This is a genomic window from Streptomyces sp. AM 2-1-1, from assembly GCF_029167645.1.
Classification (GTDB): Bacteria; Actinomycetota; Actinomycetes; order Streptomycetales; family Streptomycetaceae; genus Streptomyces.
Window position 1 is genome coordinate 5,399,848 of the sequence record NZ_CP119147.1, and the last position, 14,463, is coordinate 5,414,310.

Below are 14,463 nucleotides of genomic sequence, written 5' to 3' on the forward strand. Positions count from 1 at the left end.
CCCGGCCATGATGCCGGGCGCGGCCGCGCCCGGGGCTCAGGCGCGGCCGGTCGTCCGGGGCCCTCGGTGACCTGGGGTGGTCCGTCGCGCACGGGCGTCCGTTACTGTCGGCGGCGATGGACAAGACCTTGATCGTGACCAACGACTTCCCGCCCCGCCCCGGCGGCATCCAGGCCTTCCTGCACAACATGGCGCTACGGCTGGACCCCGGACAGCTCGTCGTCTACGCCTCCACCTGGAAGCGGAGCGAGGAGGGCGCACGGGCCACCGCCGACTTCGACGCCGCACAGCCCTTCACCGTCGTCCGCGACCGCACGACGATGCTGCTGCCCACCCCCCGGGTCACCCGGCGCGCGGCCGGACTGCTGCGGGAACACGACTGCTCCTCCGTCTGGTTCGGCGCCGCGGCCCCGCTCGGACTGATGGCACCGGCGCTGCGCCGGGCCGGGGCCCGCCGGATCGTCGCCACCACCCACGGCCACGAGGCCGGCTGGGCCCAGCTCCCCGCCTCCCGCCCGCTCCTGCGCCGCATCGGGGAGGGCACCGACACGCTCACGTACCTGGGGGAGTACACCCGCTCCCGGATCGCCGCGGCCCTCACCGCCGAGGCGGCCGGCCGCATGGTCCAACTCCCGCCCGGCGTCGACGAGAAGACCTTCCACCCGGCGTCCGGCGGCGACCGGGTCAGGGCCCGGCTGGGGCTCACCGACCGGCCCGTCGTGGTCTGCGTCTCCCGGCTGGTGCCGCGCAAGGGCCAGGACACCCTGATCCTCGCGATGCCCGCGATCCTGGCCCGCCACCCGGACACCGTGCTGCTGATCGTCGGCGGCGGGCCGTACGCCGAGGACCTGGAGCGGCTCGCCGCCGAGACCGGGGTGCGCGACTCGGTCCGCTTCACCGGCGCGGTGCCCTGGGAGGAACTCCCCGCGCACTACGGCGCCGGCGACGTCTTCGCCATGCCCTGCCGGACGCGGCGCGGCGGGCTCGACGTGGAGGGCCTCGGCATCGTCTACCTGGAGGCGTCCGCGACCGGGCTGCCGGTCGTCGCGGGCGACTCCGGCGGGGCGCCCGACGCGGTCCTGGACGGCGAGACCGGCTGGGTGGTGCGCGGCGGCGACGCCGAGGACACCGCCGACCGGATCGCCACCCTGCTCGGCGACCCGGAACTGCGCCGCCGGATGGGGGAGCGGGGGCGGGCGTGGGTCGAGGAGAAATGGCGCTGGGACCTGCTCGCCGAGAAGCTCCGCACCCTGCTCTGACCTCCCGGACGTCGGAAGAGGCCCGCACACGTCACACGACGCGTGCGGGCCTCTTCCGTCGTCCGGACGTGGTGTCAGCCGCCGTAGATCGACTCGATCTCGTGGGCGAAGTCCTTGGCGACGACGTTCCGCTTCAGCTTCAGCGAGGGGGTGATGTGCCCGGCCTCCTCGGTGAGCTGCGCGTCCAGGATGCGGAACTTCCGTACCGACTCGGCCTTGGAGACCGCCGCGTTGCCGTCGTCCACCGCCCGCTGGACCTCCGCGAGCAGTTCGGCGTCCTCGCGCAGCGACGCCGCCGTCGAACCGGAGGGCCTGCCGTGCTCACCGGCCCAGCGGCCGAGGAACTCCTCGTCGAGGGTGATCAGCGCGCCGACGAACGGCCGTCCGTCGCCGACCACCATGCACTCGGCGACCAGGGCGTGGGCGCGGATGCGGTCCTCGATCACGGCGGGGGCGACGTTCTTGCCGCCCGCCGTCACGATGATCTCCTTCTTGCGGCCGGTGATCGCGAGGTACCCGTCCTCGTCCAGGGTGCCGATGTCCCCGGTGTGGAACCAGCCGTCGGCCAGCGCCTCGGCGGTCGCCGCCTCGTTCCCCCAGTAACCGCCGAACAGGTGCTCGCCGTGGAGCAGCACCTCGCCGTCGTCGGCGATCCGCACCACGGAGCCGGGCAGCGGCTGGCCGACCGTACCGATCTTCGGCCGGTCCCACGGGTTGAAGGCGGTGGCCGCGCAGCTCTCGGTGAGGCCGTAGCCCTCCAGGACGGTGAAGCCGATGCCCCGGTAGAAGTGGCCGAGCCGCTCGCCGAGCGGGGCGCCGCCGGAGATCGCGTACTCCCCGCGTCCGCCCAGCACCGCGCGGAGCTTGCCGTAGACCAGCTTGTCGAAGATCCGGTGCCGCAGCCGCAGACCGAAGGAGGGACCCTTCGGGGTGCTCAGCGCCTGGCTGTAGGCGATGGCCGTGGAGGCGGCGCGGTCGAAGACGGCGCCCTTGCCGTCGCCCTGCGCCTTGGCGCGGGCCGCGTTGTAGACCTTCTCGAAGACGCGCGGCACCCCGAGGATCAGCGTCGGCCGGAACGCCGCCAGCTCGTCGGTGAGGTTCTTGATGTCCGGTACGCAGCCGAGCTTGATCGGCGCCATCACGGCCGCCACCTCCACGAGCCGGCCGAAGACGTGCGCGGCGGGGAGGAAGAGCAGCACCGAGCACTCGCCGGTACGGAAGAGGGGCTTCAGCCGCTCCACCACGTTGCCGCACTCCGCGAAGAAGCTGCGGTGGGTGAGCACGCACCCCTTGGGGCGGCCGGTGGTCCCGGAGGTGTAGACGATGGTCGCGGGATCGTCGGCCTTCGCCGCGGTCGTCCGCTCGTCCACGGTCTCCTCCGCGACCTCGGCGCCGCCGGCGTTCAGCTCCTCGACCGCGCCCCGGTCGATCTGCCAGACCCGCTCCAGCTCCGGCAGCCCCCCGCGGACCGAGGCGACCGAGGCGGCGTGCGCGTCGCTCTCCACGATCACCGCGACGGCGCCCGAGTCGCCGAGGATCCACTGGATCTGCTCGGGTGAGCTGGTCTCGTACACCGGTACGGTCACGGCGCCGGCGGTCCAGATCGCGAAGTCGAGGAGGACCCACTCGAAGCGGGTGCGCGACATCAGGGCGACCCGGTCGCCCGGCCGGACGCCGGAGGCGACGAGTCCCTTGGCGGCGGCTCTGACCTCGGCGAGGAACTGCACCGCGGTCACGTCGGTCCACACGCCGGCCACCTTGCGGCTCATCACCGGGGTGGCGGGATGCTGAGCGGCGTTGCGGCGGATGAGATCCGTCAGGTTGCCGTCCGTCGGGACCTCGTACAGGGCCGGAAGGCTGAACTCGCGCAAGACTGCTGCTCCTCATCGGGCTCCGGTGCCACGGCTCTGTGTGACGCACCGGAAACGGTCCACGATTGGCAGGTGCTCCGTGGGGTGAGCACGACTGGACTGCCCGGACGTTACCCACCGGTATTGGTCCCCGGATAGAGGAGCCGGACAGATGTCTTATGCATCACATACAGAGGTCGTCGTTCCGCGAACCCTAGTCCACCCCCTTCGCGACTCGGAAGTAACCGCAGGTCCGACGCCCTGTTCAGGCCGCGGGCCCGTGGCTAGGGTGGCCGCATGCGTCCAGGAGGAGAGCTGGCGGCGGGCGACCCCGCGGCCACCCGCCGCGGCACCCGTGTGCACGTCGTCAGCGACGTGCACGGCAACACCGAGGCACTGGCCCGCGCGGGCGACGGCGCGGACGCCCTGATCTGCCTCGGCGACCTGGTGCTCTTCCTCGACTACGCCGACCACGCGCGCGGCATCTTCCCCGACCTGTTCGGCGTGGAGAACGCCGACCGCATCGTGGAGCTGCGCACCGCCCGCCGCTACGACGAGGCCCGCGCCTTCGGCCGCGAGCTGTGGGCCGGCATGGACCGGAACGCGGCGATCCTCGGCGCCGTCCGCAAGCAGTACGCCGAGATGTTCGCCGTCCTGCCCACCCCGACGTACGCCACCTACGGCAACGTGGACGTCCCCGACCTCTGGCCCGAGTACGCCGGACCCGGCACCACCGTCCTGGACGGCCGGCGCGTCGAGATCGGCGGACGGACCTTCGGGTTCGTCGGCGGCGGGCTCAGGACCCCGATGAACACCCCGTTCGAGATCAGCGACGAGGAGTACGCCGCCAAGGTGGAGGCGGTCGGCGAGGTCGACGTCCTGTGCACCCACATCCCGCCCGAGGTGCCGGAACTCGTCTACGACACCGTCGCCCGCCGCTTCGAACGCGGCAGCCGCGCCCTGCTGGACGCGATCCTCCGCACCCGCCCCCGGTACGCCCTCTTCGGCCACGTCCACCAGCCCCTGGCCCGCCGCATGCGGATCGGCGCCACCGAATGCGTCAACGTCGGCCACTTCGCCTCCACCGGCCGTCCCTGGGCGCTCGAGTGGTGAAGCGGGCCCGACGGGGCACGCAAAGGACGCTCGCGCGCACGCGATAGCCTGCACCCGGCAGGCTCCTGCCACGAACGGACCGGCACAGCGCATGGAGGGCCACGGCGATGGCTGAACACACCAGCTCGAGCATCACGATCGAGGCGGCACCGGCCGACGTGATGAGCGTGATCGCCGACTTCGCCCGCTACCCGGAGTGGACCGGCGAGGTGAAGGAGACCGAGGTGCTGGCCACCGACGACCGGGGCCGCGCCGAACGGGTCCGGCTCGTCCTGGACGCCGGCGCCATCAAGGACGACCACGTCCTCGCCTACACCTGGAAGGGCGACGACGAGGTCAGCTGGAGCCTGGTCAAGTCGCAGATGCTCCGCTCCCTCGACGGCACCTACGCGCTGGCGCCGCTCGGCGGCGGCGAGCGCACCGAGGTCACCTACCGCCTCGCGGTGGACGTCAAGATCCCCCTCCTCGGCATGATCAAGCGCAAGGCGGAGAAGGTCATCATCGACCGCGCGCTCGCCGGCCTGAAGAAGCGCGTCGAGTCCGCCCACCAGGGCTGACCCGGTGCGCACGGTCCTGGTCACCGGGCCCGGCGGAGCCGGCACCACCACGGTCGCGGCCGCCACCGCACGGGCCTCGGCCCGGGCCGGCCGCCGCACCCTCCTGGTCTCCCGCGACCCTCTCCCCGGCGGCCTCGGCTTCCCGGACGACCCGGGGCCGGTGGCCGTGCCCGGCGAGGAGCTCCTGGACCACGCGCGGACCGACTCCGCTGCCCACTTCCGCACCGAATTCCTCGCCCTCCAGGAACGCGCCTCCGCCGCCTTCGACCTCCTCGGCGCGGGCCGCATGGACGCCGAGGAACTCACCGAACTCCCCGGCAGCGCCGAACTCGCCCTCCTGCACACCCTGCACCGGGCAGCGGCCGGCGACTGGTCCGAGGCCGGGTACGACACCCTCGTCGTCGACCTGCCGCCCCTCCCCGAGGCCCTCGCCCTGCTCGCCCTACCCGGCCGGCTGCGCCGCTACCTGCGCCGGCTGCTGCCCCCGGAGCGCCAGGCCGCCCGCGCGCTCCGCCCCGTACTCGCCCAGCTCGCCGGGGTCCCGATGCCGGCGCAGTGGCTGTACGCGGCCGCCGCCCGCAAGGACGCCGAACTCGCCGAGGCCGAGGCGCTGATCGACGACCGCTCCACCACGCTGCGGCTGGTCGCCGAACCCGGCCCCGCCGCCGAGGAGGCCCTGCGCGCCGCGCGCACCGGCTTCGCGCTGCACGGCCTGCGCACCGATCTGCTCGTCGCCAACCGGATCCTGCCGCGCCACAGCCCCGACCCGTGGTTCGCCTCGCTCGCCGCCCAGCAGGAGAAGACCCTCGCCCGCTGGCACGAGGACCTGGGGACGCGGACCGCCGCCGGCGCGGACCCGGGCGAGGCGCTGCACGAGGCCCCGCACCTGGGCCGCGACCCCCGGAGCCCGGGCGATCTGGACCTGCTCGGTGTCCCCGCTCCCGACGACCGTCCGGCCGGCCGCGCCGACGACCCCTGGTGGACCGAACCCTCCCCGGACCCCGGCCCGGACGGCGGCCCCGAGGGGTTCGTCTGGTGCCTGCCACTGCCCGGAGCGGTCAAATCGGGTCTCCGGCTCGTCCGCCGGGGCGACGAGATCCTCCTCGCCGTCGGACCGTACCGGCGCAGCATCCGCCTGGACTCCGCGCTCCGCCGGTGCAGCGTCTCCGGGGCCGCTCTGCGCGAGGGCGTGCTGCGGGTCCGGTTCACCCCCGACGCGGAGCTCTGGCCGCGCACCCCGTGACCGGGGCGCGGGTTCCGCCGCGACGGCCGCGCACGCCCTGAACGGACGACCTCCGTTCGGGTACCGTCGGTAGTACGTCATCCGCGTCGCAGGAGCCAGCCATGAGTGAATCCACCGATCGTCCCGCCGACGGCGACGCCTGGGCCGACGCCTGCGCCGAGGATCTCGACGCCGAGAAGGCCCGCCGCCGCGCCACCTACGGACCGCCGCCCGCCTCCGCCGCCGAAGAGCTGCGCAAGCTCGCCGACGCGGTGGCCGGGAAGCTCGGCGCGCTCTCCTCCCCGCTGCTCGGCACCGCCGCCCAGGGCGCGGTGCGCCAGGTCGTCCAGCAGGCCAGGAGCGCGGTCGAGCCGGTCATCGAGCGCAATCCGGAGATCTTCGACCACCTCGCCGCCGCCGGCAACGAGCTGCTGGCCGCCTACCGTTCGGCGGTCGAGGGCCAGGAGGGCCGCTGGACGCGGACCACCGAGGGCGCCGGGGGCGGAGCACCCCGCCCCGGCCGGACGCCCGCAGAGGCCGCCGACGACCCGTCCGACCCCCGCGACGAGGGCCCCTCGGCGAGCGAACACATCGACCTGGACTGAACCCTGGCCGAAAATTCCGGCCGCCTTCTCGGGTACGGTTGACCCAGCGGGGCTCGACCGGAACTGAGGGATTCATGGGACTCACCATCGGCGTCGATATCGGCGGCACGAAGATCGCGGCTGGAGTGGTCGACGAAGAGGGCCAGATCCTCTCGATGTTCAAAGTACCGACCCCGCCGACGGCCTCGGGCATCGTCGACGCCATCTGCTCGGCCGTGGCCGGTGCGAGCGAGGGACACACCGTCGAGGCGGTCGGTATCGGTGCGGCCGGATACGTCGACGACAAGCGCGCGACCGTGCTCTTCGCCCCGAACATCGACTGGCGCCACGAGCCGCTCAAGGACGAGGTCGAACAGCGCGTCGGCCTCCCCGTCGTCGTCGAGAACGACGCCAACGCCGCTGCCTGGGGCGAGTACCGCTTCGGTGCGGGCAAGGGCCACGACGACGTCATCTGCATCACGCTCGGCACCGGTCTCGGTGGCGGCATCATCATCGGCAACAAGTTGCGGCGCGGACGCTTCGGCGTAGCGGCGGAATTCGGCCACATCCGGGTCGTCCCCGACGGCCTGCTCTGCGGCTGCGGCAGCCAGGGCTGCTGGGAGCAGTACGCCTCCGGCCGCGCCCTGGTGCGGTACGCCAAGCAGCGTGCCAACGCGACCCCCGAGAACGCCGCCGTGCTGCTGTCGCTCGGCGACGGCACGGTCGAGGGCATCGAGGGCAAGCACATCAGCGAGGCCGCCCGTCAGGGCGACGCGGTGGCCATCGACTCGTTCCGCGAGCTGGCCCGCTGGGCCGGCGCGGGCCTCGCCGACCTGGCCTCCCTCTTCGACCCGTCCGCCTTCATCGTCGGCGGCGGCGTCTCCGACGAGGGCGAGCTGGTCCTGGACCCGATCCGCAAGTCGTTCCGCCGCTGGCTGATCGGCGGCGAATGGCGCCCGCACGCCCAGGTCCTCGCCGCGCAACTCGGCGGCAAGGCCGGACTGGTCGGCGCGGCCGACCTGGCCCGCCAGGGCTGAACCGCACCGCACGACGACGGACGCCCGCCGCGCCCTCCGGGGGGACGGCGGGCGTCCTCGTATCCTGACGCGCATGGTTCTGACGCCGTTGCCCGCATCCGGTACCGAGGCGGACGGATCGGCCGTCGTCCGCGTCCTCAGCTACAACATCCGCTCGCTGCGCGACGACCCCGCCGCCCTGGCCCGGGTCATCCGCGCCTGCGCCCCCGACCTGGTGTTCGTCCAGGAAGCGCCGCGCTTCTTCCGCTGGCGCAAGGCCGCCGCCAAGCTGGCCGCCGCGACCGACCTGGTGGTCCTCTCCGGCGGCGCCACCGCCGCCGGACCACTGCTGCTCTGCTCGCTGCGCGCCACCGTCGAACGCACCGAGGACGTCCTGCTGCCGCGCACCCCGGGGCTGCACCGGCGGGGCTTCGCCACGGCGGTGGTCCGGATCGCCGGCACCCGGATCGGCGTCCTCAGCTGTCACCTCGGCCTGCGGGCGGACGAGCGCCTCACCCAGGCGCACGCGCTGCTGGAGCGGCTGGACGCGATGGAGGTCCCGCACGCGGTGGTGGGCGGCGACCTCAACGAGCCGGCCGGGGGCGGGGCGTTCCGGCTGCTCGCCGGGCGGCTCCAGGACGGCTGGGCGGTCCGCCCGTGGGGAGGGGAGAAGACCTTCCCCTCCGACGGGCCGGTGCGCCGCATCGACGCGATCCTGACCACCGAGGGCATCGAGGTCCTCGGCTGCGGGGTGCCGGCCGGACTGCCCGGGGTGGACGACGCGGACCTGCGGGCGGCCACGGACCATCTGCCGGTGCTGGCCGCAATCCGGGTCCCCGCGGACCACGGCAGCCGGAGGGTGGATCCCTGACCAGGGGGAGGGGCGGGGCCGGTCACCGGGCCCCGGCGTGCGGCCCCGTGACCATCCGGTCGCCGGTCCGCCGGCCCGGACCCGCGACGCACCGGACCGGACCGGTCGCCGGTCCGCCGGCCCGGACCCGCGAGGCATCGGCTCTGACCCGTAACGCATCGGCTCCGACCCGCGACGCACCGGACCGGACCGGTAACCCACCGGCCGGACCCGTCACGCACCGGCCGGCGACGCACGGCCCACCGGCTCAGACCACGGCGCCGTGTCCCGGGTCGCCGAGGTCCTCGTCGTCGTCCTGAGGCATCCGCGCCACCAGCGTCGCGCAGCCGCCGACGAAACCGCCGATGCAGACGGTCGTCAGCCACCAGGTCATCTCCCACCCCAGCAGCACCGCGAGCAGCATCAGCACCGGCGAGCCGACGACCCCGAGCCAGGCGAACTTCGAGGTGGCGTCGGCCTCCGGGAGCGGCGGCGGCTCCGGCGGCACGAAGTGGCCCTCGATGTCCGGGTCGTCGCCGTCCTCACCCGCGGTGGAGCCGTCACCGGCGGCCGTACCGTCCGGCAGCACGTGGTCCCGGGGACCCCGGACGCCGGGTGCGAAGACCACCGAACTGCCCAGCCCGCTCTTGCCGGTGCCCTTGTCCGCGGAGTCGTCGGGCCGGTCGTCCCCGTCCAGCACGTTGATCTGGTCGTCGGTGAGCAGGGCGAGGTCCTCCACCGACTTGAAGGGCTTGGCGCCCGGCGGGTCCGGCGGCTCCTCGCCGTACCCCGCGACGATCGCCGCCCACACGGCGTCCTCGTCCAGCGGGCGCGCCTCGTCGGCCTCCCCGGGCGTCCCGGGCACGGCGGCCCGCTCCTCCGCCTGGGGCGGTTCGCGCTCCTCGTCACTGCCCGTGCGCTCCGCGTCCTGCTCAGCCACCGGACGTACTCCCCTTCTCCGTGACCCCGGATGCGAGACGGGCGAGGAACCGGTGGCTCTCGTCGAAGATCCGCTCCGCGTCATGGTCCAACGTCGCGACGTGGTAGCTCTGTTCCAGCAGCACTTCCTCCACGTCCCGGGAGGACACCCTGCCGAGGATGCGGACCGAGTCGGCCGGCGGCACCACGTGGTCCTGCGAGCTGTGCAGGAGCAGCAACGGCTGTGTCACCTGCGGGAGTTCGGTGTCGACGATGGCGAAGAACCGGCGCAGCGAGTGCGCCGCGTGCAGGGGGACCCGGTCGTAACCGACCTCGTACGCGCCTTCCAGCGCGATGTCCCCGGCCAGGCCCTTCGTGGTGCGGACGAGGTGGCGCGCGACCGGCAGGGCGTACGCGGAGAGGCCGTGCACCCGGTTCGCCGGATTGACCAGCACCAGCCCCTGGACCGCGTCGCCGTGCCGGGCGGCCAGCCGCAGCGCCAGCGCCCCGCCCATGGAGAGACCGAAGACGAAGACCCGCGCGCACCGCTCGCCCAGCACGCGCAACTCCCGGTCCACCTCGGCGTACCAGTCCTGCCAGCCGGTGATCGCCATGTCCTCCCACCGGGTGCCGTGCCCCGGCAGCAGCGGCAACGAGACGGTGTACCCGCGTGCGGCGAGGTAGTCGGCCCACGGGCGCAGCGACTGGGGTGATCCGGTGAAGCCATGACAGAGGAGGACGCCGACCTCTCCGCCCTCGTGGCGGAACGGCTCGGCTCCAGGGAGGACCGGCACCGGTGACTCCTGTTCGTGAGGCTGGGCTCGGGCGGGGGAGAGCGTGGAGGGCTTGCGAAGGGGCGTACGGGGCACCCGCGAGAAGAATGACTTCACCGTACGCGACCGGGCCGACACCGACCAGGGCCGTCGCGCCACCGGCACGGGAGGCCCCCGGACCGTGCGGGAGCGGCGGCCGGGCACCGGTAAGGTCGGTGGCACAGGACACAGGAGGCACCCGAGTTGATCTACGGCGCCATGCACTTCTCCCTCGGGGGATCCCTGAAGCTCGCTTTCCGGCCGTGGGTCGAGGGTCTGGAGAACATCCCCCTCACCGGCCCGGCGATCCTCGCGAGCAACCACCTCTCCTTCTCCGACTCCTTCTTCCTGCCGGCCGTCCTGGACCGCAAGGTCACCTTCATCGCCAAGGCCGAGTACTTCAACGCCCCCGGTGTGAAGGGCAAGCTCACCGCCGCCTTCTTCAAGGGCGTGGGCCAGGTGCCCGTCGACCGCTCCGGGGCCCGGGGCGCGGGCGAGGCCGCGATCAGGTCGGGCATCAAGGTCATCGAGGGCGGCGGCCTCTTCGGCATCTACCCCGAGGGCACCCGCTCGCCGGACGGCCGCCTCTACCGCGGCAAGCCCGGCGGCCTCGCCCGGGTGGCACTGGCCACGGGGGCCCCGGTCATCCCGGTCGCCATGATCGACACGGAGAAGATCCAGCCGCCCGGCACGGTGATCCCCAAGCTGCTGCGTCCCGGCATCCGGATCGGCAAGCCGCTGGACTTCTCCCGCTACCAGGGCATGCAGGGCGACCGGTTCATCCTGCGTTCGCTGACGGACGAGGTCATGTACGAGATCATGAAGCTCTCCGGCCAGGAGTACGTGGACGTCTACGCGACGGCCGCCAAACGCCGGATCGCGGACGAGGCCGAGCAGGCGGCCCAGGAACAGAAGCGGACGGGACCGGAACAGCAGCAGCCGGCACGGCAGGAACAGCGGTCCGGGCCGGAGCGGAAGCGGACGGCGCGGGACGAGGAACACGCGGTGTCACCCCCGCCCGCGCGGTAGCGGGCCCCGCCCGCGAGCGGACGGAAGGGGTGCGCCGCAGCGGCGGAGAAGAGGGTCCGGCCGAAGGGGCACGGACCGCGGGGGGCGGGGGAGATGGCCGGGCGCGAGCGGGTGGTACGGATGTCGGTGGAGCAGCCGCTGTGGCGCGCGCTCACCGGCTACCGGATGCTGACGACGGTCTACGCCCTGGCGCTGGCGGTGATCGGCCGGGCACACTTCGAACGGCCCGCCGTGGCCTTCGGCTTCCTCGCCGTGATGACGGTGTGGACGGTCCTCACGCTGCCCCGGGTCGCCGGCGCGGTCCACTGCACCCGGGCGTTCCTCGGCGCGGACCTGGTGGTGGCGCTCACCGGCATCCTGCTCACCCCGGTCGCCGACCTGGACGCCCCGCAGCTCGACGGATCGACCCTGCCGTCGATCTGGACCGCGGGAGCGGTGCTGGCGTTCGCGCTGAAGGGCGGATGGCGGTGGGCGGCCGTCGCGTCCACCGCGGTCGCCGCCGCCAACATCGTCGAGCGCGGCGAGGTGAGCCGGGACACCTTCCACAACGTCCTGCTGGTCTGGGTCGCCTCCATCGCCATCGGGTACGTCGTCGAGGTCGCCCGGGCCAGTGAGCGCACCCTCGCCCGCGCCCTGGAGATCGAGGCGGCCACCCGCGAACGGGAGCGGCTGGCCCGCGACATCCACGACAGCGTCCTGCAGGTCCTCGCCATGGTCCAGCGCAGGGGTGCGGCCCTCGGCGGCGAGGCCGCCGAACTCGGCCGGATGGCCGGGGAACAGGAGATCGCCCTGCGCACCCTCGTCTCCAGCGGCCTGGTGCCCACCACCCGGGTCTCCGAGGACACCGCGCGGGGCGCCGTCGTCCGCGTGTCCGCCCCCGGCGAGGAGCTCGACGAGGAGCCCGGCGACGTCCCCGACATCGACCTGCGGACCCTGCTCGCCCCGCACGCCGGCTCCCGGGTCAGTTTCGCGGAGCCGGGCGCCCCGGTATTGATGCCGGCCGCCGCGGCGCGGGAGCTCGCGGCGGCCACCGGCGCCGCCCTGGACAACGTGCGGTCCCACGCCGGCGGGGCCGCACAGGCGTGGATCCTGGTCGAGGACGAACCCGGCGAGGTCGTCGTCACGGTCCGGGACGACGGACCGGGCATCCCGGACGGACGGCTGGCCCAGGCCGAGGGCGAGGGCCGGCTCGGCGTGGCGCTCTCCATCCGCGGGCGGCTGCGCGACCTGGGCGGCACGGCCGAGGTGATCTCGGTGCCGGGCCAGGGCACCGAAGTCGAGTTGAAGGTTCCGAAGGCCCCACGGGGGAAGGCAGGATCGATCAGATGAGTACACCGACAGCACCGGGCACACCGCAGACGGCGGGCGCACCGGAGCCGCAGCGACAGACCCACGCCGACGGCACGGTCGTGCGGGTCATGGTGGTGGACGACCACCCGATGTGGCGGGACGCCGTCGCCCGCGACCTGGCCGAGGCCGGTTTCGACGTCGTCGCCACCGCCGGGGACGGCCCGCAGGCCGTCCGCCGCGCCCAGGCGGTCCGGCCCGACGTCCTCGTGCTCGACCTGAATCTGCCGGGGCTGTCCGGCGCCCAGGTCTGCAAGGAGCTGGTGGCGCTCCACCCGCACCTGCGCGTCCTGGTGCTCTCCGCCAGCGGGGAGCACGCCGACGTCCTGGAAGCGGTGAAGTCCGGGGCCACCGGCTACCTGCTCAAGTCCGCCAGCACCCAGGAGCTGATCGAGGCGGTCCGTACGACGGCGGCCGGCGACCCCGTCTTCACCCCGGGGCTGGCCGGACTCGTCCTCGGCGAGTACCGCAGGCTCGCCTCCGACCCGGCCCCCGCGGCCCCCGACGACCCGAAGGCGCCGCGGCTGACCGAGCGCGAGACCGAGGTGCTCCGGCTGGTCGCGAAGGGACTGTCGTACAAGCAGATCGCCGAGCGTCTGGTGATCTCGCACCGCACGGTCCAGAACCACGTCCAGAACACCCTCGGCAAGCTCCAGCTGCACAACCGGGTGGAGCTGGTCCGGTACGCCATCGAGCGCGGTCTGGACGACGCCTAGCGGACGCCGCGCGGGAGGTGCCCGCGACGGCCGGGGCGCGGGACGGCCCCGGCCGCCGCCGAGCGGCGCCCCCGGGAGGCGCGCCGTATATTCGCGGTGACCGGATCATGTGCCGTACCGCAGCACCTACGGGAGACGTCGTGGAAATCCTGGCATTCGGTGTGCAGGCCGACGAGAAGCCGCTGATCGAGAAGGCGTTCGCCGGGAAGCACGAGGTCCGCTGCCTGGAGGTGTTCCTCACCCCGGACACGGCCGTCCTCGCCGCGGGGTACGAGGCCATCTCCACCAGCGTCAACGCCGACCTCGGCCCCCGCGTCCTCGAAACCCTGGCGGCGGGCGGCACCCGGATGATCGCCCAGCGCTCCACCGGGTTCAACAACATCGACCTGGAGGTCGCCGGGCGCCTCGGCCTGCACGTCGCCCGGGTCTCCTTCTACTCGCCCTACTCCGTCGCCGAGTTCGCCTGGACCCTGGCGATGGCCGTGAACCGCAAGGTCATCCGCGCCGTGACCCGCACCCGCGACTTCGACTTCCGGCTCGCCGGCCTCCTCGGCCGGGACATGCACGGGCGGACGGCGGGCGTGATCGGCACCGGCAAGATCGGCGAGGCGTTCACCCGCATCGCCCACGGCTTCGGCATGGACCTCCTCGGCTGGGACGTCGCCGAGAACCCCGCCTGTGTGGAGCTGGGGATGCGGTACGTCGAGAAGGACGAGCTCCTCGCCCGGGCCGACCTCGTCAGCCTGCACGTCCCCCTGCTGCCCGCGACCCACCACATCATCGACGCGCGGGCCCTGGCGCTCATGAAGCACGACGCGATCCTCGTCAACTCCAGCCGCGGCGGACTCGTCGACACCCGCGCCCTGGTCACCGAACTGCGCACCGGCCGCTTCCTCGGGGTCGGGCTCGACGTGTACGAGGAGGAGGCCGGCCTCTTCTTCCTCGACAAGTCGCTGGAGGGCATCGACGACGACACCCTCGCCCGCCTGCTGACCTTCCCGAACGTCCTGGTCACCTCGCACCAGGCGTACTACACCGAGGACGCGGTCGGCCAGATCATCGAGACGACCGCCGCCAACGTCGAGGACTACCTCGCCGGCCACCGCGGGGACAACGTCCTGGTGCCGCCGGCGCCGCGGGGCTGACGACCGCGGGTGCCGGCCCCGCCCCCCGCACGAGCCGGCTCCCGG

At 73.6% G+C, this 14,463-nt stretch carries 14 protein-coding genes; 11 read left to right on the plus strand and 3 right to left on the minus strand.

Annotation, left to right across the window (positions count from 1 at the left end):
• Nucleotides 1-116 precede the first annotated feature (116 nt).
• Nucleotides 117-1,259, plus strand: coding sequence for a glycosyltransferase family 4 protein (locus PZB77_RS23580; protein ID WP_275494616.1), 1,143 nt, complete (start codon nt 117-119; stop codon nt 1,257-1,259).
• A 74-nt stretch (nt 1,260-1,333) separates the two neighbouring features.
• On the opposite strand, the gene PZB77_RS23585 is transcribed toward PZB77_RS23580, so the two are convergent.
• Nucleotides 1,334-3,130 carry an AMP-dependent synthetase/ligase gene (locus PZB77_RS23585; protein WP_275494617.1) on the minus strand — a complete coding sequence of 599 codons (1,797 nt, stop codon included), beginning with the start codon at nt 3,128-3,130 and terminating at the stop codon, nt 1,334-1,336.
• A 276-nt stretch (nt 3,131-3,406) separates the two neighbouring features.
• On the opposite strand from PZB77_RS23585, the gene PZB77_RS23590 reads away from it, so the two are divergent.
• From PZB77_RS23590 to PZB77_RS23615, 6 genes are all read left to right on the plus strand, one after another.
• On the plus strand, nt 3,407-4,222 hold the full coding sequence (locus PZB77_RS23590; protein WP_275494618.1) for a metallophosphoesterase: 816 nt from the start codon (nt 3,407-3,409) through the stop codon (nt 4,220-4,222).
• A gap of 107 nt (nt 4,223-4,329) precedes the next feature.
• Nucleotides 4,330-4,779 (plus strand): SRPBCC family protein, encoded by a 450-nt coding sequence (locus tag PZB77_RS23595; protein WP_275494619.1) that lies wholly within the window; start codon nt 4,330-4,332, stop codon nt 4,777-4,779.
• A gap of 4 nt (nt 4,780-4,783) precedes the next feature.
• On the plus strand, nt 4,784-6,022 hold the full coding sequence (locus tag PZB77_RS23600; protein ID WP_275494620.1) for an ArsA-related P-loop ATPase: 1,239 nt from the start codon (nt 4,784-4,786) through the stop codon (nt 6,020-6,022).
• A 101-nt stretch (nt 6,023-6,123) separates the two neighbouring features.
• Nucleotides 6,124-6,606: a DUF5304 domain-containing protein gene (locus PZB77_RS23605; RefSeq protein ID WP_275494621.1), complete on the plus strand. Its 483-nt coding sequence runs from the start codon at nt 6,124-6,126 to the stop codon at nt 6,604-6,606.
• 74 nt (nt 6,607-6,680) lie between these two features.
• Complete coding sequence (locus PZB77_RS23610; protein WP_275494622.1) at nt 6,681-7,622, plus strand: ROK family glucokinase; 942 nt, start codon at nt 6,681-6,683, stop codon at nt 7,620-7,622.
• A 73-nt stretch (nt 7,623-7,695) separates the two neighbouring features.
• A complete protein-coding gene (locus PZB77_RS23615) occupies nt 7,696-8,472 on the plus strand; it encodes an endonuclease/exonuclease/phosphatase family protein (protein WP_275494623.1) in 777 nt (258 codons plus the stop codon).
• A gap of 247 nt (nt 8,473-8,719) precedes the next feature.
• On the opposite strand, the gene PZB77_RS23620 is transcribed toward PZB77_RS23615, so the two are convergent.
• Both PZB77_RS23620 and PZB77_RS23625 read right to left on the minus strand, forming a co-directional pair.
• Nucleotides 8,720-9,391 carry a hypothetical protein gene (locus PZB77_RS23620; RefSeq protein ID WP_275494624.1) on the minus strand — a complete coding sequence of 224 codons (672 nt, stop codon included), beginning with the start codon at nt 9,389-9,391 and terminating at the stop codon, nt 8,720-8,722.
• On the minus strand, nt 9,384-10,163 hold the full coding sequence (locus PZB77_RS23625) for an alpha/beta fold hydrolase (protein ID WP_275494625.1): 780 nt from the start codon (nt 10,161-10,163) through the stop codon (nt 9,384-9,386). The genes PZB77_RS23620 and PZB77_RS23625 overlap by 8 nt, the downstream gene beginning before the upstream one ends.
• A gap of 222 nt (nt 10,164-10,385) precedes the next feature.
• On the opposite strand from PZB77_RS23625, the gene PZB77_RS23630 reads away from it, so the two are divergent.
• The 4 genes from PZB77_RS23630 (at nt 10,386) to PZB77_RS23645 (ending at nt 14,418) form a co-directional block, all read left to right on the plus strand.
• Nucleotides 10,386-11,210: a 1-acyl-sn-glycerol-3-phosphate acyltransferase gene (locus PZB77_RS23630; RefSeq protein WP_275494626.1), complete on the plus strand. Its 825-nt coding sequence runs from the start codon at nt 10,386-10,388 to the stop codon at nt 11,208-11,210.
• Between the two features lie 93 nt (nt 11,211-11,303).
• On the plus strand, nt 11,304-12,539 hold the full coding sequence (locus PZB77_RS23635) for a DUF5931 domain-containing protein (protein ID WP_275494627.1): 1,236 nt from the start codon (nt 11,304-11,306) through the stop codon (nt 12,537-12,539).
• A gap of 89 nt (nt 12,540-12,628) precedes the next feature.
• Complete coding sequence (locus PZB77_RS23640) at nt 12,629-13,273, plus strand: response regulator transcription factor (RefSeq protein ID WP_275496185.1); 645 nt, start codon at nt 12,629-12,631, stop codon at nt 13,271-13,273.
• Nucleotides 13,274-13,413: 140 nt separating this feature from the next.
• Nucleotides 13,414-14,418, plus strand: a complete 1,005-nt coding sequence (locus tag PZB77_RS23645; RefSeq protein ID WP_275494628.1) for a 2-hydroxyacid dehydrogenase — start codon at nt 13,414-13,416, stop codon at nt 14,416-14,418.
• Nucleotides 14,419-14,463 lie beyond the last annotated feature (45 nt).

What these genes read in the sequence shown, in the direction of transcription:
- PZB77_RS23580 (WP_275494616.1), top strand. Translation starts at nt 117, where the DNA reads ATGGACAAGACCTTGATCGTGACCAACGACTTCCCGCCCCGCCCCGGC.
- PZB77_RS23635 (WP_275494627.1), top strand. Translation starts at nt 11,304, where the DNA reads ATGGCCGGGCGCGAGCGGGTGGTACGGATGTCGGTGGAGCAGCCGCTG.
- PZB77_RS23640 (WP_275496185.1), top strand. Translation starts at nt 12,629, where the DNA reads ATGGTGGTGGACGACCACCCGATGTGGCGGGACGCCGTCGCCCGCGAC.
- PZB77_RS23610 (WP_275494622.1), top strand. Translation starts at nt 6,681, where the DNA reads ATGGGACTCACCATCGGCGTCGATATCGGCGGCACGAAGATCGCGGCT.
- PZB77_RS23595 (WP_275494619.1), top strand. Translation starts at nt 4,330, where the DNA reads ATGGCTGAACACACCAGCTCGAGCATCACGATCGAGGCGGCACCGGCC.
- PZB77_RS23590 (WP_275494618.1), top strand. Translation starts at nt 3,407, where the DNA reads ATGCGTCCAGGAGGAGAGCTGGCGGCGGGCGACCCCGCGGCCACCCGC.
- PZB77_RS23615 (WP_275494623.1), top strand. Translation starts at nt 7,696, where the DNA reads ATGGTTCTGACGCCGTTGCCCGCATCCGGTACCGAGGCGGACGGATCG.
- PZB77_RS23605 (WP_275494621.1), top strand. Translation starts at nt 6,124, where the DNA reads ATGAGTGAATCCACCGATCGTCCCGCCGACGGCGACGCCTGGGCCGAC.